This is a genomic window from Shewanella morhuae, from assembly GCF_900156405.1.
GTDB classification, from domain to species: Bacteria; Pseudomonadota; Gammaproteobacteria; order Enterobacterales; family Shewanellaceae; genus Shewanella; species Shewanella morhuae.
Genome location: NZ_FTNN01000004.1, coordinates 202,924 through 229,377 on the forward strand (window position 1 = coordinate 202,924; position 26,454 = coordinate 229,377).

Sequence of the window (26,454 nt, forward strand, 5' to 3'; positions counted from 1 at the left end):
CATAATGATAATAAATGCCTTGTTCATCTGGCCTGATTCCTGCTTTATTCCATACATTGAGCCTGATATTGGTTGGAGAAAAGATTGAAACTGATCACCGCGATAATTAAACCTTTTAAATTAGACGATGTACGTGAAGCCTTAACTCAGTTTAACGTTCATGGCATGACAGTGACTGAAGTGCGCGGTTTTGGCCGCCAAAAAGGCCATACTGAACTTTACCGGGGCGCTGAGTATACGGTAGATTTTTTACCTAAAATAAAACTTGAAGTCGCTATTCATGCCGACCAAGAAGAAGCAGTTGTCGATGCGATAATTGCAGCGGCCCATACAGGTAAAGTCGGCGATGGCAAAATTTTTGTCACAGCACTCGAACAAGTCATCCGTATTCGCACCTCAGAAGAAGGCGCTGATGCGATATAATCTCAGCCTATTGATAGACGCGATATAATTCAACCAGTTGAAAATAGTCTTATCATTTTGCTTATTGGTAATGGTTTACGTTGCTCGCTGCGCTATCTAAAGCATATTTTGCTCGCTCAATAGCGATATTAAGTTCATAGGATATATTAAGAATATTTGGCTACTGCCACATGACTAAAATCGCGGCAATAGCGATTAATGCTAACCCGAACATGTCTTTGATCTTCACGTTATCCTTTAACCAAAAGGTCGCAATCAACAGCATAAAGAAAATTTCAACTTGGCCTAAAGTTTTAACGTAGGGCACCGCCTGCAGCGACATTGCACTAAACCATCCGATAGACCCAAAGCAACTGGCAATACTCGTGAGCAAGGTCAGCTTAGGCCGCTGCCATAAAGCCGTCAGCGTAGACTGATCTCGCATTAATAAATAAATCACTAAAACCAGCGTCTGTAGGCTTATCACAAACAGCAATACCCAAGCTGCACTATAGGGAAACCCCACATTCAAACACAGGCTCGCTTCTCGCACCCAAAGTGATGTCAACGCAAATGAGGTGCCACATGCTAAACCAATCAGCACTGTATTAAGCGATAAGCTACGTAAGCCTTGTTTGGCGCTCATCAGAAAAATAGCCATTCCGCCAAGTAATACACCTAACCAGCCTAATAGCGATAAATGGGTACCAAAGAATAAAGTACCTAAAATCGCCGCAACCACCGCCTCACTCTTGGCCAGCCCAGCGCCAACGGCAAAGTTCTGTAGCTTAAATAGCTTTACCATTAAGCCCGTCGCAATGATTTGCATTGCCGATGCACCAAGGATAAAACCGATAAAACGATCGCTAAAATCGGGGATACCCATATCCTGCCACAGGTATAAACCCGCCAGATAAGTTGCGGCAATCGGCCCAGCCCAAATAAAACGCGCTAAGGTCACGCCAGCAACGCTCACCTCTTTACTCAACTGGCTTTGAAACGCATTGCGCCAAGCTTGCATAAACGCCGCCAGCAGCGTTAATAAAATCCACATCAAGGTAATCCGTAAGAGGTCGTCGACTGTAAAAGCGTGGGAATGTTAAAGCCCATCATAAAACATTCATGTTTATGATAGCTACGCAGCAATAACAAATGCACTATGTCACTGTAAAAACAAAAGCCCCGACAAATCGAGGCTTTGATATTAAACAATAGCGTTAAAAATTATTTGCTAGTATCGATAGGCTCAAAAGATTTAACCAAATCATCGATTGCTTTCATTTGCTTGAGATAATTTTCTAACTGATGCAAAGGTAAAGCACATGGGCCGTCGCACTTAGCATTATCAGGATCGGGATGCGCTTCAATAAACAAGCCCGCTAAACCTAACGCCATGCCACTGCGCGCTAATTCGGTAGCTTGCGCACGACGTCCGCCAGCAGAATCAGCACGGCCACCAGGACGTTGCAGCGCATGGGTCGCATCGAAAATAACTGGATAGCCAGATTGCTTCATCTCGTCCATACCGAGCATATCAACGACTAGGTTGTTATAACCAAAGCTTGAGCCGCGTTCACACAGAATAATTTCGTCGTTACCCGCTTCATTAAACTTAGTGATGATGTGGCGCATTTCGTGCGGCGCTAAAAACTGCGGTTTTTTCACATTGATGATGGCACCGGTTTTTGCCATAGCAACAACCAAATCAGTTTGACGGGCTAAAAATGCAGGCAACTGAATAATATCAACTACTTCAGCCACTGGCGCACACTGATGCACTTCATGCACGTCGGTGATCAACGGTAAGTTAAAGGTCTTTTTGATTTCTTCAAAAATTTTCAAACCTTCTTCCATGCCTGGGCCACGGTAAGAGTTGATTGAAGAGCGATTTGCTTTATCAAAGGAGGCCTTAAACACATAAGGGATCCCCAGTTTTTGGGTCACTTCAGCGTAGGTTTCAGCAATCGACATAGCAAGATCGCGAGACTCAAGCACGTTCATGCCACCAAACAACACGAAAGGTTTATCGTTAGCAATCTCAATTGAACCTAGGTTTATGATTTTATTACTCATCGCAACTTCTCTCTAAAATGCTGGAATCGTTCCCAGCGGTGAACTGAATATAAGGCTAAGATGGCTATGCCGCAACTACCTGTAACAGCTGGCCACAGAGCCATGCCATGTAAGTTCCTAATGCATAACCCAATACGGCTAATAACACGCCCACAGGCGCTAGAGCTGGGTGGAATGCTGCAGCTACTACAGGCGCCGAAGCAGCGCCGCCTACGTTAGCTTGACTGCCAACGGCCATATAAAATAGCGGCGCTTTAATTAACTTAGCCACCAATAACATAAAGCCTGCGTGCACAAGCATCCACACAATACCAATTAAAAAGTACAAGGGCGTGTCGAGCACTTTACTCACATCCATATGCAGACCAATGGTCGCCACTAAAATATACAAAAATGCTGAGGCGACTTTCGATGCCCCTGCAGCCTCTAAATGGCGCACTGGACTGAATGACATTGCTAAACCAATGGTAGTAACAATCACCACTAACCAGAAAAACTTAGAGGTTAAACTGTAATCTTCGGTCCAGGGGTAATTAACTTCAAAAAATGGCCCGAGAAAGTCTGCCGCCATATGGGCAATACCAGTAATACCAAAACCCACGGCCACAATTAGCATCAAATCACCTAGAGTAGGAATACGCGCGTTTTCAGCGTGATACTTTTCAACTTTATCTTTTAACGCTTCAATCGCTGTGGTATCCGCGCCTGTTTTAGCATCAATTTCTTTCGCTTTTGAAGCCATAAATAGCAACACGGCCATCCAAATGTTGGCAACAATTACATCGACAGTCACCATCACAGAGAAAATATTGCCACCGACTTCATAAATTTCTTTCATTGCTGCTTGGTTAGCGCCGCCGCCGATCCAGCTACCCGCTAGAGTTGTCATACCGCGCCATACTGCATCGGGGCCATCAACACCAATCAAAGAGGGTTCAATAATTGATACCAATAACAAGGCAATTGGGCCACCAATAACGATACCGACAGTGCCGGTTAAAAACATAATCAAGGCTTTAGGACCGAGGCTTAAAATAGCTTTAAAATCAACACTGAGTATCAATAAGACTAAACAAGCAGGCAGTAAATAACGCGATGCTACAAAATACAACTGCGAGGTATTACCGTCAATGATGCCAAAAGTATTCAATAACGAAGGTAAGAAATAACATAATAAAAGGGCAGGAATAAAACGATAGAACTTTTTCCAAAATGGATGACTGCTACTACTGGTATAAAATACAAAACCTAAAATAGCCGCGAGTATCCCTAACGCCGTGGCATCATTCGTCACTAAAGCCGTACTTGTCATGCTAATTTCTCCCTGTTGATACAGTTATTATTTTATTTATATTAGAGACTTAACCTTAAGTCTTTGAGCCAAATTTTTTGTTGGCTCAGTGTTATTTGTTTTTTGTTGATTGAGTATTGCGGTGTGTAGATAAAAGAGCCCCGAAAGGCTCTGCTTTAATGATAAATTTCGGCGTGCTCGTTAAGTTCTTTAAGCTGCATTTTAACGATTTCAATCACTGGGTCATGCGGGCTATTATCGACAAAATGTTGTAAATCGGCCGCCGCCACACTAATACAGCCCAACTGCTGGGCGATAAATGCGCGTTCGCGATTTAAATGCACATCGTCGCTATGCCATTGCAGTAGTAGACTACAACATTCCATCGCCGCCTCAAATTGGTGCGATACAATGCAACCGGCTTTAAGTTCATGCAGCATACGCGTCAGTAACTTTTTCACCGTAGCGGGCTTTAAATAGCTTTGCTTAAGCAAAGCGGCATTACCCAACTCGCCGCGTACTAACACATGTAACTGGTGACGAGTCAGCTCTTTACCCGTTAAAGGGTCAAGATAACTCACTTCTCCGGCAACCTTGCAACGTAGCACCGTATTACCAGGTAGCAATATGGGTTCAAACTCAAGGTCTAGCTGTTTAGCCAATAACATCAACACGGTTGCCAACGTGGTGCTATTACCTTGGCGGCTAATCAAACAAGTGCCTAAATCTGCTGCCTCAGTGCTAAAGTAGTTATCACGAACGCAAAAGCCTAAGTCGTTATAAAACCAATGCAACAGCGCATTAAAGCGCTGTTGTTGATCAACTAAATAATGACTTAATACCGCTCCCGCCATTTCAAACCAAGCAAATCTAGCCGCTTCAAGTTTAGAAAATCCAAGGTGCGCACCTATATCCAATGCCGACTCGGGCAATGAAATGCCATCTTGCAGAGTGTAGTTACTCATTAACCCAATAATACCGCTTGTTTAAAATGAGCCAATTTAGCCGCATAAACCAACCAACCAATAGCACCCAAAAAGGCGAAGACTTTGAACAGTTTGTTTCTATTTGATTTTATTGCGATCACACCTAAGGCAATATAGGCGACAACGGCACCGATTTTTTCGGTTAACCAAGGATCAACAAAAGGAAATTGTTGGATCATAAAACACAAGGTTAAGCCCGACAGCAGTAGAAAAGTGTCAATCACATGAGGGGCGATTTTAATCACTTTTTTATTCATTACCTCAGACTGACGTAAATGCAGCACAAAACGGACAGTAAAAAAGAGGACGCTTACGGCAATCAAGGTTAAATGCAGATGCTTAATAGCAGGATATAGACTGTAAAAAGTTTCCATTGCGATACTTATGGCCAGTGACAAAGGCGCTAGTTTACCCTAATCCGTTACGGCATACCAATGCCTATCAACCCAGAATAACAGCGTAAACAGCATAAAAAACCAAATGGGAAATAACGATGAATGTAACCTTAATTAATGATGAATCAACCGAGTTCGCCGATGCAGTAAAACAAAAAATCGTTGAATTCAACCAAGCTCAATGGCAAGGACTTTGCCGTAAAAACCTCGGGCTAAAATTACAAAATGTAGAGGGCGAACTACTAGCCGGTATTAGCGGCAAAACTTTCGGCAACTGGTTTTTAATTGACTATCTGTGGGTAGATGACAACCTAAGGCAGCAAAAAATCGGCACTCGTTTATTGTTAGCGGCAGAAAGCCAAGCAAAGGAACGTGGCTGCCAATTTGTATTACTCGATACTCTAGATTTTCAAGCCAAGCCCTTTTACGAGCGTCACGGCTATAAAGTGCAATGGATACAACAAGCCTACCCAGAAACCGGCAGGAAATTCTTTATGGTGAAAGCGTTGTGATGTTTAAGGCTTGCGATCGTCACCTTAACATCAGCTTAAGGTGACTCTTTAGAAAACAAAAACGCCATTGGTGATAACCAATGGCGTTCATTAAATCGATATAACTTGGCAAACAATTCAACGTAAGCAATAGTGGCTTATTCAGCCCATTTACCCATAGTGCATCTGTCGTTACTGCCAAAGTCTCGCACTGTGGCAACATTCTCGTAGCCCAGTTCGATAAGTTTTGCTCTGAGACGTACCGCCTGCTCAAAACCATGTTCGAGTAAGATATAACCGTTAGGTTTTAAGTAATCTCGGGCGGTGTTGGCAATGTAGTAAAGATCGGCAAAGCCTTCCTCGGCGGCGGTTAACGCGCTTTGGGGTTCAAAGCGCACGTCACCTTGGTGTAAGTGTTCATCGGCTTCGTCAATATAGGGCGGGTTTGAAACAATTAAATCAAAATCCCGCGATTTCACTGCGCTAAACCAATCACTTTGAAGAATTTCAACCTGCGGTAACTTTAAGTTTTCGCGGTTTGCGATAGCCAAAGCGACGGCATCGTCAACTTTATCAACGGCGGTGATTTCCCATGATTCACGCTCAGATGCCAGCGCCAGTGCAATGGCTCCGGTGCCTGTACCTAAGTCGAGCACTTTAGCATAGGTAGAAAGCGGCATATTCAATGCGGTTTCTACTAAAATTTCGGTGTCAGGCCGCGGGATCAACGTAGTGTCATTAACGATAAATGGCAAAGACCAAAATTCACGCTCGCCAACAATATGCGCCACAGGTACACCTTTCTGGCGTTTTAGCACCATCTGTTGAAAGCGTTTCCACTGCTCAACGGTTAGGGACTTTTCAGGCCAAGTGTATAAATAACTGCGGCTTTTATTGAGGCAATACAGCAACAAAACCTCTGCATCCAGATGAGCGGATTCAGAGGTTGCGACTAACTGTACATAAGCCCATTGCAGGGCTTCGGCAATACTAGATTGATCTGACAAAGTTACCTCTGTTCGCCAGCCAGAGCGGCTAGCTGGTCGGCTTGATGTTCTTGCATCAGCGGCAATATGATAGCATCGAGGTCGCCTTCCATCACTTCGTTTAAGCGATATAGGGTTAAGTTGATGCGATGTTCACTCACGCGACCTTGCGGAAAGTTGTAAGTACGCACACGTTCGGAGCGATCGCCACTGGCAACCAGACTACGACGGGTCGATTCTTCGGCGCTACGACGCTTTTCGTCTTCAATTGCTTGAATACGAGCGGCCAATACACTCATGGCTTGAGCGCGGTTTTTGTGTTGCGAACGTTGATCTTGGCATTCCACCACAAGCCCTGTCGGAATATGGGTAATACGAATGGCTGAATCCGTTTTGTTAACGTGCTGACCACCCGCGCCCGATGAGCGGAACGTATCCACTTTTAGATCGGCAGGGTTGATTGAAATCGCTTCAGCTTCAGGCACTTCATGTAATACTACAACGGTTACCGCTGAGGTATGTACACGGCCTTGGGATTCGGTTTCAGGTACTCGTTGTACGCGGTGGCCGCCTGACTCGAATTTGAGTTTACCGTAAACGCCATCACCACTGACTTTCATAATGACTTCTTTAAAGCCACCATGTTCGCCTTCGTTGCTGCTCATTATCTCAACTTGCCAGCGATTGGCTTCGGCATAACGGCTATACATGCGGAATAAGTCACCGGCGAAAATTGCCGCTTCGTCGCCACCAGCGCCAGCACGAATTTCAACGAACGCATTTTTATCGTCGTCGGGGTCTTTTGGCAGTAATAGAATTTGCAGCTCACCTTCTAGATGCTCGAGTTTAGCCTTGGCGGCTTTCATCTCTTCCTGCGCCATTTCGCGCATTTCAGCATCGTCTTCTTCCAGCATTTCTTTCGCTGAATCAAGGTCGGCTTGTGCTTGCTGATAGGCTTTAAAGCCTGCAACCACATCTTCTAATTGAGCATATTCTTTTGATAATGCACGAAACCTGTCTTGATCAACAATGACGCTAGCGTCACCCAGCAAAGCCATGACTTCTTCATTACGCTCGAGCAAGCCTTCCAGCTTGCGGATAACGGATTCATTCATTTAACTCGCGAACCTTAGTGTTTATCTATTCCAAGCGCTGATCTTAACTGACCGAGAGTATTCAAATCGCCCTGACGACTGGCAGCCGTAAGGGCCTGTGTCGGTGCGTGGATAAGTTTATTAGTCAGGCGATTGGCTAGTTCAATCAATACCTGTTCAGCATCAGAACCCTGGGCTAGTTTATTCAGGGCCCGCTCCACTAACTCATCTTTTACCGCCATGCTGTGGCTGCGATACTCGCGAATACTATCGACCGACTCTAAAGAACGGATCCAATCCATAAACAAAAAAGATTGTTCTTCAGTAATTACTTCAGCTTGCTCGGCGGCTTCTTTTCGAGAAGCCATATTCTGTTCAATAATGCTATGCAGGTCGTCCACTGTATACAGATATGCATCGTCCAAATCAGCAACTTCCGCCTCAATATCACGGGGAACTGCTATATCAACCAATAACATAGGTTGATGACGACGCTGCTTTAGCGCTTTTTCGACCATGCCCTTACCTAAGATAGGCAGTGGGCTGGCGGTAGAGGATATCACGATATCGGCTTTGGGGAGATAATCTGGTATCTGCGCCAGTGTAATTGCTGTGGCGCCAAACTCCTCACACATGGCTTGGGCACGTTCAAGTGTACGGTTTGCCACCACCATGGAGGCTACGCCGTTGTCTTTAAGATGCTTAGCAACCAGTTCGATGGTCTCACCGGCACCAATTAATAACACTTTGGTGGTCGATATCGACGAGAAAATATGTTTCGCCATACTCACGGCGGCAAAGGCGACAGAAACAGCAGCTGCGCCAATTTCAGTATCAGTGCGGACTTTTTTGGCAACCGAAAAAGTATTTTGGAAAAGTCTATCTATGGTTAAAGCAACCGTACCGGCTTCTTTCGCCTTAACGAACGCTTGCTTTACTTGGCCAAGAATTTGCGGCTCACCTAAAATTAGCGAATCGAGCCCCGATGCCACGCGCATCAAATGCCTTACCGCATCTTGACCATGGTAATTATACAGGCAAGGCGCCACATCCTCATGGTCTAAGCCGTGATATTCTTCAAGCCAAGCAATGATGTCAGCCTCATCGCCGTTGTTGCAATACAACTCAGTGCGATTACAGGTAGAGACAATAACGGCTTCACCCGAGCGCGTACGACTCGCCAGACTCTTCATGGCATCATGAATTTTGTCCGGAGAGAAGGCAACTTTCTCACGCAGGTCTACCGTGGCTGTTTTGTGGTTTATACCAATTGCTACAAGGCTCATCTGACTCTTTCTAGATTCTTGGCGACGCTCTTAATAAGGCTATTCTACTTAATTGGCCCAACTAAAAACAGAATACGCTTAACAAAACCGAATAAAGGTCTAACTTCTTACCTAAATTTCCTATTAATGATAGGTAAGACAGGATTTGTCCCGAAGGAGTAAATCGAAGTGACCGCCGATGGAAATTTTACGTTTGGCATTGGTATTATTGCCAAGCACTCGTATCATAAGGACTTTGGTATATCAGTCATAGATGAATAATTTGAAGCGTCTCACAAAATCCATTTTCTCTTGCCTCGTCTTGAGCAGCTTACTGTTTTTAGGCGCTTGCCAAATCTTGCCGCCTACAGATGATTTACAGCCGATTAGCGTAATAGATGCGCGCCAAGCCAAAGCTTGGGAATTACAGGGTAAATTGGCCATAAAAACCCCTGATGATAAGCTCAGCGCCAATATCTACTGGCGCCATAGCGAAGAGAGTGACGCACTCACGCTTACCACTATGCTGGGTACAACAGTGTTGACGCTTAACTCAACCCCGAACTCAGCCCATTTGCATATCGATGGTAAAGATTTTAGCGACGATAACGCCCAGCGTTTACTCGAGCGCGTTAGTGGCTGGTCAATTCCGTTAGCCGATTTGCCACTATGGATCACCGGCCAAGTTGGCCCAAATGATCAGGTCATCGAAAGCGACAATCAAGGCAAACCTAAACTACTGACCAATACTCAAACCCCACCACCTTGGCTAGTCACATTTTTAAGCTGGCAATCCCAAAGTGGCGCCAATGTTCCCTACCAATTAAAGCTGGATCGCGGCGACTTACAACTCAAACTACAACTTAATCAATGGCAAGCGCTTGGCAAGCCCGCGATAATTGCTGGAGAACAGCCTTAACATGTCCGCTATTATTTCCCGCAATTGGCCTGCACCAGCCAAACTTAACTTATTTTTACACGTTAATGGCCGCCGTAACGACGGCTATCACGAACTGCAAACGCTGTTTCAGTTTATCGATTGCTGCGACATGCTCGATTTTTGCGTCACTGACACTGACGAATTGGTGTTGCATTCGAATATGTCGGCTGTTGTCGCTGATAACGATAACTTAATTCTGCGAGCCGCAAAATCATTGCAGCAAGCCACCGGCTTTAAAGGTGGCGCTGAAATCTGGTTAGATAAACGCCTGCCTATGGGTGGCGGCTTAGGTGGCGGCTCATCAGATGCGGCGACGACTTTGGTGGCATTAAACAAACTCTGGAACACCCAATTATCAACTGAAAAACTGGCTGAAATCGGCCTTAAGCTAGGAGCCGATATTCCTGTTTTTATTCATGGTTTCGCCGCTTTTGCTGAAGGTGTGGGTGAGCGTTTACATGCAGTAAATCCAAATGAACTTTGGTATGTCATTATTACCCCCGATGCCCATGTTTCTACTGCCGACGTGTTTAAAGATCCACTTTTACCACGCGATACACCTAAATTAGCCATTGACACCTTAATGAGCCAACCTTGGGTAAATGATTGTCAAAAACTGGTCGTTTCTAAATACCCTCAAGTTGCCAAGGCATTAGGCTGGCTGCTAGAATACGCGCCGTCGCGAATGACAGGAACAGGCGCATGCGTGTTCGGGGAATTCACACAACAGCAACAAGCTCTCGCAGCTTTGGCGAAATTACCGTCTGATATGCAAGGATTTGTTGCAAAAGGGATGAATCGTTCGCCGCTCATGGTGCGATTGAGTCACCCGTAAACTACTTTCTTCTAGCGTAACCTTTTATACGATAATGCCTCGGGTTTCTCCCGTCCCACATCGTCGTTACGCTAGCCACTAAAATATAAAGCAAACGCCTGAGGTTTATACAGTGCCCGACATCAAGCTCTTTGCTGGGAACGCCACCCCCAGTCTCGCTAGAAAGATAGCCGATCGTCTATTTTGCAAACTCGGAGACGCAGTGGTTGGTCGTTTCAGCGATGGTGAAATCAGTGTCCAAATTAACGAAAATGTACGTGGTGCCGATGTGTTCATCATCCAATCTACTTGCGCGCCGACAAACGACAACCTGATGGAACTCATCGTGATGGTTGACGCGCTGCGCCGTGCATCTGCAGGCCGTATTACCGCAGTGATTCCTTACTTTGGTTATGCTCGTCAAGACCGTCGTGTTCGTAGTGCACGTGTACCTATTACCGCTAAAGTTGTTGCCGATTTCTTGTCTAGCGTGGGTGTTGACCGCGTTTTGACCTGTGACCTGCACGCTGAGCAAATCCAAGGCTTCTTTGATGTTCCCGTTGATAACGTATTTGGTAGCCCAGTGCTGCTAGAAGATATGTTGGCAAAGAACTTAGATAACCCTGTGGTTGTTTCTCCTGATATCGGTGGTGTTGTTCGCGCTCGCGCAGTAGCAAAACTATTGGATGATTCTGATCTAGCCATTATTGATAAACGTCGCCCACAGGCAAACGTTGCTCAAGTTATGCATATCATTGGTGATGTTCAAGGCCGTGACTGCATTATCGTTGACGATATGATCGACACAGGTGGCACTCTGTGTAAAGCGGCTGAAGCCTTGAAAGAACATGGTGCGAACCGCGTATTTGCCTACGCAACTCACCCTGTATTCTCAGGTAATGCGGCTGAAAATATCGCTAACTCTGTGATTGATGAAGTGATTGTGACTGACACTGTCCCTTTAAGCCCTGAAATGCTGAAAGTGGCTAAAGTGACACAGTTGACTATGTCAGCAGTACTGGCAGAGGCGATTCGTCGCGTGAGTAACGAAGAGTCAATCTCTGCGATGTTCCGCCACTAATCAGTTATAGACTGATCTGGGTTATTTCAATACAGCGAATTAGTGGGCTGTATTGCTATAATCTATGACACATAAAAACGCACTCTGATGAGTGCGTTTTTGTTACTGTTATTTATGCGCATCATTTTTTTAGGGAAACCAATTTTTGTGTGAGCCGCTTTTGATACCCGTCGTTTGGAACATGAGATTTTAACGTTACTCACTGCGCGGAATAAAAACTCCGCCAGCGCTTTGAGATCATCCGACGCATTCGCAGCAGCGGCATGTGATGACTCCTCAGCAATATCCCTAATCACTACCACGTTCTTATTCACTTCGGCAGCGACCATACTTTGCTCTTCAATCGCCGCGGCAATTTGAGTGCTCATATCCATAATATTACGCATGTCTGTATTGATACGTTTCAATAATGTCCCCGCACTCGCAGCTTGCTCTGCGCTCTCTTCGCCTTGTTTTTGGCTCGATGCCATTAACTGCACAATCAAACGGGTACGGGACTGCAGCGTGAACTTGATCTATTGTAATTAACTTAATGTGACCAATTCGAAACTCAACACAAGGAAGCAACTATGAGTAACCGCAATTTAACTACAACTAGCCTATTTATTTCGATGCTTTATTTAAGCCTGATAGCGAATGTGTTCGCAGTGCAAAACATCGATAAAAAACTCAGTATTAGCAACGATATTCAATTTAAAATCAACGTCCAACGTGGGGATGTAGCCATTCAAACCTGGGATAAAAGCGAGGTGAGCGTTAGCGGTACACTGGATGAACTGAGCGAAGGGTTTGTATTTGAGCAACAGGGAAATACGCTTAATTTCGAAGACAAAATGCCCCGCCACTATAATAGCAGTACTAACACTGGTTCGCAGCTCACCATTAAAGTGCCAAAGACAGTAAAACTCAGTGCTGACACCGTCTCCGCCAACCTGCAATTAACTGATATAAAAGGTGAACTCAAATTAAGCACTGTGAGTGGTAATATCAATGCTAACCAACTGAGTGGTAATGCTGAGCTACACACTATCTCAGGTGATATCACCACTACAGCCATCAACGGTAATAACAAGTTGAAAACCGTATCGGGGACTATTCAAGATACCGATAGTCAAGGTGAAATTAATTATTATCTCGTGAGCGGCGATTTAAATAGTCAATCTCGAGCCGAAAAAGTCACGATTGAACAGGTTTCAGGCGAAGTTACCGCAAACTTGAATACCGCCAAAGAAATCATCCTAAAAACGGTCAGTGGCGACGTGCAAGTCTCACTGACTAAAAACGTCAGCACCGTCAATTTAGACAGCATCAGTGGTGATATCATGCTGACGTTTGCTGATATACCCGATGCTAGCTTTGATTTAAATGGCGGTCCTAGCGGAAAAATCAGCAATGCGTTAACTCAAGATGAACCTAAAAAACAAAAATATGCACCACGTGCAAAGCTTGTATTCCAAACTGGCTCAGGTGCTGCCAAGGTAAAAATAAATACCATCAGTGGTGAGCTAACATTAAAAAAGCAGTAATCACTCACCCTTTTAGCATACACAAAAATGCCGCCGCGAGTCGCACTCGGGCGGCATTGTTATATCAAGTGGGTCAATCCACACTCGAAATAGACTCTGCGTTTCTACAGGTTATTTACCTAAATTTAGGTGGTTAAACTGACGCGATTTCTTCAGCGGTCAAATATCGCCATTCGCCTAATGCAAGTGCGCGATCTAACTCTATGTTCCCAATACTTTCACGGTGCAAACCTGCCACATGATTCCCCACAGCAGCAAACATACGCTTCACTTGATGGTACTTACCTTCGGTGATGGTTAAGCGCACTAATTGCGGCTCAATAATCTCCAATAGCGCAGGCTTTGTTAAGCCATCTTCACCGCGTAATTCAACACCGGCAGCAAATAGTGCAATTAAGCTAGTATCAATCGGATCGGCCAGTTGCACTAAATAACGTTTGGCGCACTCTTTTTTCGGCGAAGTGACTTTGTGTGACCACTGACCGTCAGTCGTAATCAACACCAGTCCAGTGGTATCAGCATCTAAACGGCCGGCAATGTGCAAGGTTTCAGGCTTTGGTACATCAAGTAAACTCAATACCGAAGGATAAGTCTCATCAATCGTTGAGCAAATCGTATCGACTGGTTTGTTAAGCATCAAATAACGCACGCCCACTAATGCTATCCGTTCACCCTCAAGGCAAACATGCATAGCTTCACTCACTTTAAAGCCCGAATCTTTAACAACCACACCATCGCAAGTAATGTCACCGCGATGCAGGGCTTTTTTCGCTAATGAGCGAGTTAGTGAGGTACTCTCACAGATAAATTTGTCTAAACGCACGTTAATACTCAACTTCAATAAAGAAAACTGCCATATTATGAGGCCGACCACTTCAAAGGGCAAAGAATTGCGACTAGGCAGTGATGCTATTGTTACATGTCCCTTAAAAATTGCTCGCTATCGCCACAGAGAAAGATGACATGACGGAATACCAAAAAATGATCGCGGGCCAAGAATATAATTGCTTTGCCAGCGAACTATTGAGTGTAAGAGCGCAGCAGCAACAGCTCAATCGGCAATTAAATCAAACTATCGAGCAAGATAATCAAGATTTCACTCAACTCTGCCAACAACTCATTCCTCATAAATCGTCAGCGGCGACGATATCTACACCTATTTTTATCAGCTACGGCCTTAACCTCACCCTTGCCGATAAAGTGTTTATCAATGTAAATGTCACCTTGCAAGATAATGCGCCCATTGTGATTGGTGAACAGACCATGGTTGGCCCCAACGCCCAGTTTTATACTTCGTGTCATCCACTCGATGCTAAGCTGCGTTGCTCAGGTTTAGAAACCGCAAAAGCCATTAACGTGGGCAAGCGTGTATGGATTGGTGGCGGAGCAATCATAATGCCAGGAGTCAGTATTGGTGATGATGCGATTATCGGTGCTGGCGCTGTAGTGACAAAAAATGTCGCCGCGAAGAGTATCGTGGTAGGTAATCCTGCCAAGCCAATTAAGCAGCTGAGCTAAGCGAGTTTAAAATATTGCGCTAAACATTCGCCAATCTTAAATAACTTACATACGTTAGTGTTGCCGAGAATGGTTTCAACCTTGTCATTGGTAACCTTTAGTTACATATGACTCAGGTGAATCGCATGATATAAAGAGTAATGATCTTGTTTCAATTTACACTAAAGCATTAACATACATTCCATTGCGCCTGAAGCAATCCCATCTTTGCCAAAATAACAGCCCCCATAATGGGCACAATAATAAACTCGAAGGAAACAACATGAGAAAAGTACTTATTGGGGGACTGTGTGCCTCACTCATCGCAGGTCTAACTGCCTGTAATGATAAGCCTGCCGAAGTCAAAGCTCCCGAAACGACTAAAACAGCCACCGCTGCTGCAGTGACGCAAGCATTAGGTTCTGGTATTGAATTTGCTAATTTTGACAAATCCATTCGTCCGCAGGATGACTTTTATCAATATGTTAACGGCGCTTGGTTGAAAAAAACCGAAATCCCAGCCGACCGCACCAGCATTGGCGCCTTCTACGATTTACGTGAAAAATCCCGTGACGATGTAAAAGCTATCATCGAGGAAGTCGCAGCAACGCCAAATCTGGCCGCAGGCACTGATGAGCAAAAAGTAGCTGATTTGTATCGCTCATTCATGGATACCGAGACACTCAACAAGCTGGGTGTTACGCCCATTCAAAGTGAATTCGATGCCATTAATGCCTTAAAAGATAAAAATGAATTAGTGGCATACTTCACCCATAGCCAAATTGCTGGTGCTGGTACGCCAATAGCGTTTTATATCGATATCGACGCCAAAAACTCTAGCCGTTATGCGACGCACTTATACCAATATGGCTTAAGCTTGCCAGAAAAAGATTACTACTTTAATGACTCAGAGCGCTTCGTTAATATCCGTAAAGCGTTTGTTGCCCACATCGAAAACATGTTTACTCTAGCAGGGCTGGCCGAACCCAAAGCCAGTGCTGAGGCTATTTTAGCGTTAGAAACCGCCATTGCCGCTAAGCATTGGGATGTGGTGGAAAACCGCGACAGCACTAAAACCTATAACCTGTACCAAGTAAAAGATTTACCAACATTGGCACCGGATATCGACTGGACAGTTTACTTAACTACGCTTGGCGCTGATAAACAAACCGATATTATTATTAACCAACCTAGTTATATCCAAGGCTTAAACGAAGTGCTAAAAGCAACCGACTTAGCCACGTGGAAAACCTACATGCAGTGGCAAGTATTAACGCATGCGGCGAATAACCTAAGTGAAGCGCTGGACAACGAAAACTTCGCCTTCTTCTCTAAAACCTTAAACGGTCAAGAAGAACAAGAGCCGCGCTGGAAGCGTGGTGTAGCAACCGTTAACGGTATCCTTGGCGAAGTCGTCGGTAAGGTGTACGTCAAACGTCACTTTACGCCAGAAGCGAAAGAACGCATGCAAGCACTGGTTGAAAACCTTCGCGGCGCTTATGGCGATAGCATCAAAGATTTAGCTTGGATGAGTGACAGCACTAAAGTGGCTGCCGCCGATAAGTTAGCCAAATTCAATCCAAAAATCGGTTATCCGAACAAATGGGAAGATTACAGCAAACTAACCATCAAAGCTGACGATTTAGCCGGTAACGCTATGCGTGCCAGCGAAGTTGAACATGCTAAATCATTAGCCAAACTGGGCGCGCCAATCGACAAAGACGAATGGCACATGACCCCACAAACGGTTAACGCTTACTACAACCCAACCATGAACGAAATCGTATTCCCTGCCGCTATTTTGCAACCACCGTTTTTCAACTTAGCGGCTGATGATGCCGTCAACTATGGCGGTATTGGTGCGGTTATTGGCCACGAAATGGGCCACGGTTTTGACGACCAAGGTGCCAAGTTTGATGGCGAAGGTAATATGCGTGACTGGTGGACTGAGCAAGACCTAAAAGAGTTCTCTGCCCGCGGCCAAGCGCTAATAGCCCAGTACGATGGTTACTATGTGTTTGATGATTTACACGTCAACGGTGGATTAACCTTAGGCGAAAACATTGGTGACTTATCCGGTGTGACTATCGCCTACCGCGCATATAAGAAGTCACTCGATGGTAAAGAAGCGCCAGTGATAGATGGTTTAACGGGCGATCAACGCTTTTTCATTGGTTTCACTCAAATTTGGCGTGCAAAAGCCAAAGAAGAAGCCATGCGTAACCGCGTAGCAACCGATCCACACTCACCTGCAGAGTTCCGTGCTCTGGGCGCTTTATCTAACATGCCTGAGTTTTACAGCACATATGAAGTCAAACCTGGTGATGCTATGTATATTGCACCAGAAAAACGTGTAAAAATTTGGTAAACCAAATTTACATGGCCACTCGGCAATAAGTCTGCCGAGCCACAACAATGGCGCTTCCTATCACAGGTGGCGCCATTTTTATTTGGCTAAACCATAGCGTAATGAATGTAAAACCCAGCATAAGATGAACAACTCTTAACGGTTGATTCAGCTTTAATTAAGTAATAGTGGCCTATGGTGAATACGTGTTCGGTATCACTCACGCATAAGGAAGTAGGCCGCATGACTAAGTTATTTCGTACTTTTTTTATTTTTCTACTGTTATTATCGAGCCGTACTGGTGTAGCCAACACTCTGGATATCAGCGACAGTAAAACAGAACGTGGCAATTACAGTGCAAGACAGGCACAAAGCCATGACCTACAAGGTCTATATGCTCTTAGCAGCCAAGCTTTTGATGAACCTCGCCAAGCTTCAAGTAACTTATCCGTGTTACATCAACAAGCCTACGACGCACAGGCTGAACTGGCTCAATTGCTCACCAAAATTGCCCAGCGCTCTCCAACGCAAGTGATTATTCCTCCGGTAAAAAGCTACCAAAGAGCCGCCGATAAAGTGGCGACAAAATTTAACGGCGACGCCAGTCAAATTACCGACCTTGCAAGGGCCAGTATTGTGGCAGGCAGCATTCAAGATTTAATGCAGGTTTACCAAATCTTAAACGAGCAAACTCAAGTGGTGAAACAAAAAAACCGCTTTGCTGAGCCTAAGACGTCAGGCTATCGTGATCTCAATTTACTGGTGCGTTTACCTCAATCAGGCATGATTGCTGAAGTGCAATTACACCTACAGGATATTGCCAATATCAAAAATGGCCCAGAGCACAAGGTATATGAAAAAGTACAGATGATTGAAGCCAATGCTTATAAACAAAAAAGATCACTGAGTGAATTTGAATTGGCGCAGATTGCCCAATTACGCCAAGAATCACATAAGTTGTACCACAAAGCATGGCTTAACTATAAACGGGTCGATGAAGCCAGTTTATTAAAAACCTCAGCCGCTTAAACTCTGCCCCTTTCACTCTTGCGCTAGTATTCTGAAAAGGTGCTGGCGCTTTTTTATGTTTTACAACGCTAAAAGTCAGTTTAAAAACATTATGCACAAATGCACTCTCTCGCATCGAACAGCTGTTTGAGTATATAATCCCGCGCCATAGCCCTATCAGCAGGAAACGCCATGCACGACATCATCGAGCAACTCCAAGAACGCAGCGAAACTGTGCCTGTGCCACTCGAATTACCCACATTTGAGCAACTCGTCGAGGTCGAAGAGCAAATCCTGATTTCATTGCCGCGGGAGCTAAAGGAATACCTGTTGTATGCCAGCGATGTGATTTTCGGCGCAATAGAGCCAGTGACTGCATCCGATCCTTACTCCCACACTTATCTGCCCGAAGTGACTTGCTATGCTTGGTCCATCGGCATGCCAAGGGAGATGATTGCCATTTGTCAGCAGGGCGATGCCTTTTACTGTATCGACCAAGATGGCCAAGTGCATTTCTGGAAAAATGGCGGCTTTACTGATATCTATTGGGAGTCGTTCTGGGAATGGGTTGAAGAAATCTGGTTGAAGATCAAATACTAATTTTACTTTTATTGCATTGAGAACAATATTATGTCGAAAAACATTGGCTTGAACGCCATCGAAATGAGCTACTTACGCCAATCACTGAGCTTAAGTGCGGCTCAAGTTGGCACGCTCACTAATCATAGTGAAGCCGATGTATTAGCCTGGGAAAGTGGCGAACAAGTTGCACCAGAGCTAGCACAAAAAAAACTACTCGATATTGATGACATCATCGAGATGCAAGTGCTCAACACCTGCGATGGCATTGAAGAGTTATTTAAAAAAGAACCTAAGCGTCACTTAGCTTTCGTGGTGTACTCCACTCAAGCCACTTATACGCAATACAACCCCGAATTTTTAAGTTCATTGCCTTTTACTGAGCTGTACAACACCGCAGCTTGGCGTATCAAGAAAGAGTGCAAATTAGTCTTAGAAGTCGATGTGAGCTTAGTAGCGCTGGACGTAGAAGCTTATAAAGCCTTCCGTGAACCAACCAAAATGAGCGAAAGCCGCGAAAGCCGCGCTAAATGGGCCGCGACGCAGCTTTAATCTAGACCTATATGACACTAAAAAAGCAGCTATCATGCTGCTTTTTTAGTTAACTGATTATGATAAAGCCCAAATACTATTAGGTTCTCCAGAATGAGCTCGCTGATGAACCTTGTTAGCGCTGACATAAAAACATACGGCAAAAAATAACGCCGTAATATCGACTACTCCTAAATGACTCCCGATATTAGCAGTTGATTTTATTTGCATCAGTAATGGGAATATTAAGGTACTCATGGGTATTAAGGCACAACTTAATGCTAATAACTTAAGAAGATGAATTGCAGCCAATGCAGGTTGGCGGAAAAAACTATAAATAATAGCGCCAAAAAATACCACGTAATAACAAGCCAGATAATAACTATTGGGCTGATGAGTTATAAGATAAAGCCATTTAGTCAATAAGATAGCTAAACTGACACCTAACATTGAGCCCAAACAAACACCGATCGTCAGTGACGCCATAAAACGTGTCGAGGCTTGCTGTGCAGCTTGCTTTTTACGACGTTTTTCTAGCCAGAGTAAATTGCCACTATAGAACAAGAACGCCCCTAATAACCCAAAGGCGAAATACAGCCAGCGACCAAAATTTCCCGCATAATTACCAAAGTGCAAAGCAAATAGACTGTTTACAATAGGACCATAAACTCCCTCACTGGCTTGGTTTAGTGTGTTAAATTGCACCGCAAATGTGTAGGGGTTTAGATAAATAAAATCGCTATAACCACCGCGCATTATCTGTCCGTCAGTTTTTACCTCGACAGCGAGCGCTGGATTTTTAGTCGAAAGGTTCGAAAATGCCATAGAAACGATTTGATAGCCATGTGTCATCGTGCTCAGTTGCTGTCGATACGTTTCCATTGAAGGAAGTTCAGTAACTGAATATTCAACGTTTGAACTCGCAGGTCGTTCAAACAAAGGTTTATCACCATAAACAACCCCCAATCCAGCATAAAAAAAGTCGTGAAATGCAAAAACAATCACAGACCACGCGATGATAAGATGAAATGGCAAGCTGATGATGCCAACAAGATTATGGCTGTCTAGCCAAAAGCGGCTACTCCCCTTATTTTGTCTAAGTGCAAACAGGTTTTTGACTAAAGTGGGTAGCAAGATAATGACACCGGATACTAACGCCAAAAAATACAAAATGGCTGCCACACCCAAAATAATCACACCCAAATCTTCATGGCCTACTTTACCGATAATGCCAGCGGTACGATGCAGTTGATCAATCAACGTACCTAACTCATTAGTGCTACTCATTTGAGTAGTTATCTCGCCACTCTCAGTCAAGCTTGCATGACGCAATTGGTCATCTAATCGAAAACCACGACCACCACCATGTTCGTACCACTTCATCGGCGATTGGTTTTCATCAAAACTAATAATAAAACCATCTCTAGCTTTATCAAATTGGCCCATAGCCTGCGTGACTAATTCATCTAATTGATCACTGGACACCTGAGCTAAATGCTGATTGGACGGTATTGCCCATTGTGTAATTTGCGGTTTGAACATAGTCAATGCACCAGCATAAAAAGCAATAAACAGTAGTAACCCTGTTAATATTCCTGTCCATGTATGGATAGATTGATAAGTACGAAGAATATCTGCGCGAATTTTCATAACAACGTCCATAACCCTATGAAAATAAGATAAATAACAATATTAGCCAAAGTTAAGCGATATAAGGCCGTGGTTGCGGTTTTAAATAAAAAGCTCAGTGAAACAACGGATAACCAAATGAAACTAATCAACCACATATTGAGTTGAACCTTCATTGGTGCATCAATTCCTCCAGGGCCAAACCACGCAAACACTCCCACCACCCCGTAAGCAAAGGTTAACCCTAACACGCCTGCAATAAGACTTTTGCGCCACCAATGGGGTTGAATTTTTTCGGCTTCGGTTAAGCGCTTCATGACTGCGTACCTCTATGTTTAATAAGCGTAAGCAAGGGTATGCAAATCAACAATAACAAGACATTGAAAATCCATGTGAATAGTGCTGATAACAGGCTTAAATGCTGCGACCAACAGAAAAAAGCCAATAAAAGTAAACAATATCCGATTATCAAAAATGATTTAGGTAATGACGTTCGCCTTAATCTTTGATGTTTACTCGCGCCGTAAATAAGCATGCTACCGATAATTGTTGCTACAAAAGCAGAAATCCCAAACATATTTACCCTGTTGCTTTGATTATTTGGTTGAGGTCACAAAATATGCAAATGATAATGTAAATCAGATGCGTTCGCAATTGCGCTTAAGGTTATTTTAATTTAAATTGTCGCCACATCTAGATAACACCTCTTTAATCATCAAGAGTCAGTACGGGGATACTCATGAAACACAGGGCGTTTACGAAAAATGTTATTGCCACAATGTTAGCGAGCATAGGCATGTCAACGGCATACGCAGCAGTAGAAGCAGAGCCAACAGGATCGATCGAAAAAATCACTGTTTATGGTGAAAAAATTGAGCGCAGTTTAAAAGATACAACCTCATCGGTTTCAGTGATTGACAAGGAAGCACTTAATAGCGGTCAGTATCAGTCCGTTTCAAATGCTTTGTCTGAAGTACCCAACGTTGTAGTGATCACGGGATCAGTACCAGATATCCGTGGTGTTTCAGGCAATGGCTCAGCGTCAGGCTTTAATTCATTTACAGGCGGCGCCAGAGCACGCGTTTCCACACTGATTGATGGTGTAGCAGAACCTTTTGTGGCCGATCTCACCGGTGATACTGGCTTATGGGATATTCAACAAATTGAAGTCTTTAGAGGGCCGCAATCAACCATTAATGGGCGTAACAGCATTGGTGGTACTGTATTTATAAAAACAGAAGACCCCACATTCGATTGGCATGGTGCTGCACGTTTAGGTTACCGTAACCAAGATAACTATATTGATAATGCCGTGATGTTATCGGGCCCAATTTTAGACAACGAATTAGCTTTTAGAATCAGTGGACAAAATGTCACTGGCGAGACCTACAATAAAGGTTTGGTATACGACACTAACCCCGCCACTTTCGACCAAAATGAGCTCATTACCAATCGTTGGCGCGGTAAAGTTCTATGGCAACCGAGCGAGATTGAAGATCTAAAAGTGATGTATAGCTTCTCGTACAATGATGAGAAAGGAGACTCAGGTCGTAACTATTTTTCAGGTAATGATCCTTGGGCCTATAGCCCTATCTTCCAACGTTATATTGAAACCAAATCAACCACACATTCAGTTAAAGTTGACTACAACCTGGGTGAAGGTAAGGCGTTCGATTTAGTTGTCGCCTACATGGATTACGACTGGGGATCTGAATCTTATGAGCCGATAGTCACTGCGCAGCAATATGTCGATATGAAGGATCAAAGCTACACCATCGATGGCAAATACAGTTTTGGCTTAAATGACCGTGATTTTAATGGTTTTGTTGGCCTATCTTATTTTGAACGTAGCCAAGATTTCGACAGTACAGGCAGTACAATTTATAACGGCGACGACAGTAGTAAATCCACATCTATTTATGGCGAGATCACCTATGGTTTGGCCGACTCACTATGGGTCACTTTAGGTGGCAGAGTGATGCGCGATGAACAGGAACGTAATTTTTTGATGCTATATAGAGGCAGTCAATTAAATGAAAACCTCGATGAGGCCACCACGGTTACCCTACCGAAGTTAGTCCTGCAGTACGCCATCACAGGCAACACGACCTTAGCCGCCAGCGCTCGTCGCGGCTATAACGCTGGTGGTGGAGCATTGTCACTAGCAGAGAGTGAATACTATTACTACGATGAAGAATTTGTTGATACCTACGAACTCAGTTCTCGCAGTGAATTTTTAGACGGCAATATCAACCTTAGTGCCAACCTTTTCTATAACGACTTCGATGGTTACCAAGCATCCAATCAAGCGCGTAAAATTACCAATGTGGATAAAGCTGTCACCTATGGTATTGAGGCTGCGCTGACCGCAATGCTTGGTAATAACTGGCAATTAATCACTGGTGTGGGTTTGCTAGATAGCGAAATAAAAAAGGTAGATCCTAGCTATGGGGATATCATCGGCAATCAACTGAATTCAGCACCACATGTCACAGCTAATTTAGGTGTTAAGTATTGGCTTAATGATGAATTCACCTTCGGCCTATCAGGCAACTACGTCGGTGAATACTTCGCAGACATAAACAACACAGAAGACAGAGTAGCCGGTGACTACGTTGTCGCTCGCTTTAGTGTCGATTATCAGACTGATAACTGGCGTGTGAGCGGTTTCGTCAATAACCTATTTGACGAACAAGCAATGACGGTAAACGAACCTCCAAGCCAAAGCTATATAGATGGTTATGCTGCAATTATCGACCCTAGAAATATTGGTATATCTGTGATGTATAACTTTTAATAATCATATAGATAAAAAACGGCGCCTTTACTGGGCGCCGTTTAACATTAAGACCTTCAATTAAACATTTAGAAATTCATGGTGAGCTTAGTATAAACGTAGCGTCCCATTGGGTTATGTACTGAAATAACATAGCCGTAAAGGTCAGTATCACCATCACCAATGGCAAATGGTGGCTCTTCGTCAAAGACGTTGTTCACACCCAAAGTGAGCTTGAACATGTCATTGAAGCGATAAGTACCTGACATATCTACCAACAATTGCGCATCAATAGTACGCGACTTATTGCTTTCAAAATCGAGTACACCATCAAAATCGATATCGGGAGTATCTTCAAACTCACCGATATAGCTTAGATTAATGTTGGCGCTAAAGTTGTCCATAGTCCAGTTAGTGGTGAGTAACCAACGATGTTGAGGAAACTTATATTCGCCAGTGTAATCTAGGCCGTCTTTTTCGAAGTTATGTAAGTAACTGTACTCTAGACCGAATTTTAAATCGCCATAGCTATCTAGCTCAAAACCATAATGGCTAGATACGTCCATGCCTTGTACATCTTGAGAGCTTAAGTTAACAAAGCTTGAATGGATGATACTAATCGGACCTAGCGTTTGCCCTGCCTGCGGTGTTAAACGCTCACACACAGTGCTACTTTGATCATTACAATTTGCTGTATAGATATCGCCTAATGGTTGTTTATCAATCTTGTTATCTTGCGTAATACTAAAGATATCAAAACCCACATCAAACTTCTGGCTTGGCGCCCAGATCATACCAACGTTCCACGTCTCAGACTCTTCAGCATCAAGATCTGAGTTGCCTTCAAATTCAGTGTTGTAATCTAAAGCCTCACAATCCACATTATCGGCAGCACAGCGATAAGTATCGATAAAGAAACTACTTTCACGAGATGGCCCAAGGCCAATTTGTGCTAAAGATGGCGCACGAAACCCCGTAGACCAAGAAGCGCGAGCCGTTAACTCATCGGTCACGCCCCATTGGAAAGCCACTTTAGGGTTAGTCGTTGAACCAAAATCACTGTAATGGTCATATCGACCCGCAAGCTGCAGTTCGAAGTTATCCGTTATCGGAATAGATAACTCCATATAAGCCGCATATTGTTCACGGGATGCTGCTGCAGAAACCGCCTCAGTACCAAAAATCAATCCACGTTGGAATTGCTCATCCGGCACATCGCTCACATCTTCTTCGCGATATTCAGCTCCGGCCGCCATCATAATGTCGCGACCACCGAGGGTAAACGCTTGACCAGAGATATTAGCCGCATAAGACGTCATATTCGACAGGCCTTGGCGCACTAAACTAGTCGTAATGGCGTCAATCACTTCTGGTGAGTTAATTGCACCACCAAATGGATTATAACGACCGGCATCTATTTCACGTTGTAAGTAATCAGTTCTTACCCAACCTTGGCTGCGATCACCCGTTTGAGTTGACTCACTACGACCTTTTTGAACAGAAGCTTCCCAATCCCACTCCTTTACGACACCGCGTAAACCCGCGACTAAACGTAAGCTGTCAGATTCGATATCCCAACGTCGCGCGCCCGCATCAACGGTACGAAAACGGCCGATTTCAATATCTTTGCCCCAAGGGTTATTTGGGTGACTACCGGGAACCGTTAATCCAGCATCTTCATCAAGAGGCGTTGGTGCACCGCCCGCTTCTGAAGTATTGTGCTGAGCAGCGACTTCAAGAAAGGCTGTTAAATCATCATTGAAATGGTAATCAAATTGACCAATAGCACCGACGCGTTCAGCAGATGGGATCACCAAGTTATACGAGCCATATTCAAATAAACAACTACCGCTCGCTGTTGCACTATCAGCAGGACAAGCAGGATCGATGGTTTTCACCCCATCTACATAGAAATAACCAGGGAAACCACGGGAAGATCTAAAGTCCTCCCCCCCATAAGGTGATTGGTTTGAAACCCCAAAACGGCCTAAGTCAGTTGCAGCCAAAGTATCATTTTTGAAATAGTCGAGAATAATCGATGCATTGCCTTTTTCAGACTTAGTTCCCCACACGACACTCGCGGTTTTTTCGCCATAATCCGTACCAGAGCTATCGCCTAAACCAAGACTAACCTCAATGCCTTCAATGTCTTTTTTGAGGATAATGTTAACCACACCTGCAATAGCATCAGAGCCATAAATAGCCGATGCACCATCCTTAAGAATGTCGATACGTTCGATAGCTGAAACAGGGATATTGTTGATATCAACAAATGAATTAGTGATGCCTTCGGCAAAAGCACTCGCCGCAACACGGCGGCCGTTAATCAACACTAAAGTCGCATCAGGGCCTAAGCCGCGTAAACTAATGGATGCACCGCCGTTAGCGGTAGAATCTTGGCTGTTTCCTCGGGTAGAAAAAGCACCAGCACCGTTAGCAGGCATACGTTCGAGTAGTTGCTGTAGGTTATCAAACCCCATATTAGCAATATCGTCTTTGCTGATAGATTGAATCGGTGATGGACCTTCGATATCAGTACGTTTAATACGAGAACCAGTGACTTCAATACGTTCAACTTTTTCAACGCCCTCTGCGGCTTGAACTACTGTAGGGGCTAATGACATAGTAATGGCAACAGCAATAGCGCTAGGTAAAATCTGAGGTCTTTTCATACATATCCCTTGTTTTAATTATTTTATTGAACAAAATTAACTAAAAAATAACTTTAAATTAACAACAAGTA

General features: G+C 44.2%; 24 protein-coding genes and 1 pseudogene. 12 read left to right on the top strand and 13 right to left on the bottom strand.

Going from position 1 to position 26,454, the window contains the following annotated elements; all coding sequences use genetic code 11:
• The first annotated feature begins 84 nt into the window (after positions 1-84).
• A complete protein-coding gene (locus BW947_RS06820; RefSeq protein WP_076497836.1) occupies positions 85-423 on the top strand; it encodes a P-II family nitrogen regulator in 339 nt (112 codons plus the stop codon).
• Between the two features lie 160 nt (positions 424-583).
• Here the strand turns inward: BW947_RS06820 and BW947_RS06825 are convergent, their stop codons facing one another.
• The 5 genes from BW947_RS06825 to BW947_RS06845 all read right to left on the bottom strand — a co-directional run bounded on the left by BW947_RS06825 (position 584) and on the right by BW947_RS06845 (position 5,126).
• Positions 584-1,456, bottom strand: coding sequence for an EamA family transporter (locus tag BW947_RS06825; protein WP_076497838.1), 873 nt, complete (start codon positions 1,454-1,456; stop codon positions 584-586).
• Between the two features lie 170 nt (positions 1,457-1,626).
• Positions 1,627-2,475 (bottom strand): 3-deoxy-8-phosphooctulonate synthase, encoded by an 849-nt coding sequence (gene kdsA, locus BW947_RS06830; protein ID WP_006080266.1) that lies wholly within the window; start codon positions 2,473-2,475, stop codon positions 1,627-1,629.
• A 64-nt stretch (positions 2,476-2,539) separates the two neighbouring features.
• A complete protein-coding gene (locus BW947_RS06835) occupies positions 2,540-3,787 on the bottom strand; it encodes a DUF819 family protein (RefSeq protein WP_076497839.1) in 1,248 nt (415 codons plus the stop codon).
• Between the two features lie 155 nt (positions 3,788-3,942).
• Positions 3,943-4,731, bottom strand: coding sequence for a SirB1 family protein (locus BW947_RS06840; RefSeq protein WP_076497841.1), 789 nt, complete (start codon positions 4,729-4,731; stop codon positions 3,943-3,945).
• Positions 4,731-5,126, bottom strand: coding sequence for a SirB2 family protein (locus BW947_RS06845; protein WP_076497843.1), 396 nt, complete (start codon positions 5,124-5,126; stop codon positions 4,731-4,733). The genes BW947_RS06840 and BW947_RS06845 overlap by 1 nt, the downstream gene beginning before the upstream one ends.
• Before the next feature lie 119 nt (positions 5,127-5,245).
• Between BW947_RS06845 and BW947_RS06850 the strand changes: the two genes are divergently transcribed.
• Positions 5,246-5,659 (top strand): GNAT family N-acetyltransferase, encoded by a 414-nt coding sequence (locus tag BW947_RS06850; RefSeq protein ID WP_076497844.1) that lies wholly within the window; start codon positions 5,246-5,248, stop codon positions 5,657-5,659.
• A gap of 137 nt (positions 5,660-5,796) precedes the next feature.
• On the opposite strand, the gene prmC is transcribed toward BW947_RS06850, so the two are convergent.
• The 3 genes from prmC to hemA are packed head-to-tail and all read right to left on the bottom strand — an operon-like array spanning position 5,797 to position 9,004.
• A complete protein-coding gene (gene prmC, locus BW947_RS06855; RefSeq protein WP_076497846.1) occupies positions 5,797-6,645 on the bottom strand; it encodes a peptide chain release factor N(5)-glutamine methyltransferase in 849 nt (282 codons plus the stop codon).
• Between the two features lie 2 nt (positions 6,646-6,647).
• Complete coding sequence (prfA, locus tag BW947_RS06860; RefSeq protein WP_076497847.1) at positions 6,648-7,739, bottom strand: peptide chain release factor 1; 1,092 nt, start codon at positions 7,737-7,739, stop codon at positions 6,648-6,650.
• A 14-nt stretch (positions 7,740-7,753) separates the two neighbouring features.
• Positions 7,754-9,004: a glutamyl-tRNA reductase gene (hemA, locus tag BW947_RS06865; protein ID WP_076497849.1), complete on the bottom strand. Its 1,251-nt coding sequence runs from the start codon at positions 9,002-9,004 to the stop codon at positions 7,754-7,756.
• 253 nt (positions 9,005-9,257) lie between these two features.
• On the opposite strand from hemA, the gene lolB reads away from it, so the two are divergent.
• From lolB to BW947_RS06880, 3 genes are all read left to right on the top strand, one after another.
• Positions 9,258-9,902: a lipoprotein insertase outer membrane protein LolB gene (gene lolB, locus BW947_RS06870; RefSeq protein ID WP_076497851.1), complete on the top strand. Its 645-nt coding sequence runs from the start codon at positions 9,258-9,260 to the stop codon at positions 9,900-9,902.
• Between the two features lies 1 nt (position 9,903).
• Entirely contained in the window at positions 9,904-10,758 is an 855-nt protein-coding gene (gene ispE / locus BW947_RS06875; protein ID WP_076497853.1) for a 4-(cytidine 5'-diphospho)-2-C-methyl-D-erythritol kinase, read from the top strand.
• Positions 10,759-10,870: 112 nt separating this feature from the next.
• Positions 10,871-11,818 carry a ribose-phosphate pyrophosphokinase gene (locus BW947_RS06880; protein ID WP_076497855.1) on the top strand — a complete coding sequence of 316 codons (948 nt, stop codon included), beginning with the start codon at positions 10,871-10,873 and terminating at the stop codon, positions 11,816-11,818.
• Between the two features lie 185 nt (positions 11,819-12,003).
• Here BW947_RS06880 and BW947_RS06885 read toward each other — a convergent pair.
• Positions 12,004-12,324 (bottom strand): annotated as a pseudogene (locus BW947_RS06885) (methyl-accepting chemotaxis protein); the annotation flags it as partial.
• 63 nt (positions 12,325-12,387) lie between these two features.
• On the opposite strand from BW947_RS06885, the gene BW947_RS06890 reads away from it, so the two are divergent.
• Positions 12,388-13,344 carry a DUF4097 family beta strand repeat-containing protein gene (locus BW947_RS06890; protein WP_076497857.1) on the top strand — a complete coding sequence of 319 codons (957 nt, stop codon included), beginning with the start codon at positions 12,388-12,390 and terminating at the stop codon, positions 13,342-13,344.
• Between the two features lie 133 nt (positions 13,345-13,477).
• Here BW947_RS06890 and rsuA read toward each other — a convergent pair whose 3' ends face one another.
• Positions 13,478-14,230, bottom strand: coding sequence for a 16S rRNA pseudouridine(516) synthase RsuA (rsuA, locus tag BW947_RS06895; RefSeq protein ID WP_076497859.1), 753 nt, complete (start codon positions 14,228-14,230; stop codon positions 13,478-13,480).
• Positions 14,231-14,307: 77 nt separating this feature from the next.
• Here rsuA and BW947_RS06900 point away from each other — a divergent pair, with 77 nt between their 5' ends.
• From BW947_RS06900 to BW947_RS06920, 5 genes are all read left to right on the top strand, one after another.
• On the top strand, positions 14,308-14,862 hold the full coding sequence (locus BW947_RS06900; RefSeq protein ID WP_076497860.1) for a sugar O-acetyltransferase: 555 nt from the start codon (positions 14,308-14,310) through the stop codon (positions 14,860-14,862).
• Positions 14,863-15,124: 262 nt separating this feature from the next.
• Positions 15,125-17,209, top strand: coding sequence for a M13 family metallopeptidase (locus BW947_RS06905; protein WP_076497862.1), 2,085 nt, complete (start codon positions 15,125-15,127; stop codon positions 17,207-17,209).
• A 222-nt stretch (positions 17,210-17,431) separates the two neighbouring features.
• Positions 17,432-18,217, top strand: coding sequence for a RelA/SpoT domain-containing protein (locus BW947_RS06910; protein ID WP_076497864.1), 786 nt, complete (start codon positions 17,432-17,434; stop codon positions 18,215-18,217).
• Between the two features lie 171 nt (positions 18,218-18,388).
• A complete protein-coding gene (locus tag BW947_RS06915; RefSeq protein ID WP_076497866.1) occupies positions 18,389-18,796 on the top strand; it encodes an SMI1/KNR4 family protein in 408 nt (135 codons plus the stop codon).
• Between the two features lie 30 nt (positions 18,797-18,826).
• Positions 18,827-19,327, top strand: a complete 501-nt coding sequence (locus BW947_RS06920) for a DUF4447 family protein (protein WP_076497868.1) — start codon at positions 18,827-18,829, stop codon at positions 19,325-19,327.
• A gap of 57 nt (positions 19,328-19,384) precedes the next feature.
• Here the strand turns inward: BW947_RS06920 and BW947_RS06925 are convergent, their stop codons facing one another.
• Both BW947_RS06925 and BW947_RS06930 read right to left on the bottom strand, forming a co-directional pair.
• A complete protein-coding gene (locus BW947_RS06925) occupies positions 19,385-20,956 on the bottom strand; it encodes a PepSY-associated TM helix domain-containing protein (RefSeq protein WP_076497870.1) in 1,572 nt (523 codons plus the stop codon).
• A complete protein-coding gene (locus BW947_RS06930; RefSeq protein ID WP_076497872.1) occupies positions 20,953-21,252 on the bottom strand; it encodes a hypothetical protein in 300 nt (99 codons plus the stop codon). The genes BW947_RS06925 and BW947_RS06930 overlap by 4 nt, the downstream gene beginning before the upstream one ends.
• 422 nt (positions 21,253-21,674) lie before the next feature.
• On the opposite strand from BW947_RS06930, the gene BW947_RS06935 reads away from it, so the two are divergent.
• Positions 21,675-23,732 carry a TonB-dependent receptor gene (locus BW947_RS06935; protein ID WP_076497874.1) on the top strand — a complete coding sequence of 686 codons (2,058 nt, stop codon included), beginning with the start codon at positions 21,675-21,677 and terminating at the stop codon, positions 23,730-23,732.
• A 68-nt stretch (positions 23,733-23,800) separates the two neighbouring features.
• Here the strand turns inward: BW947_RS06935 and BW947_RS06940 are convergent, their stop codons facing one another.
• A complete protein-coding gene (locus BW947_RS06940; RefSeq protein ID WP_076497876.1) occupies positions 23,801-26,383 on the bottom strand; it encodes a TonB-dependent receptor in 2,583 nt (860 codons plus the stop codon).
• Between the last annotated feature and the right edge of the window lie 71 nt (positions 26,384-26,454).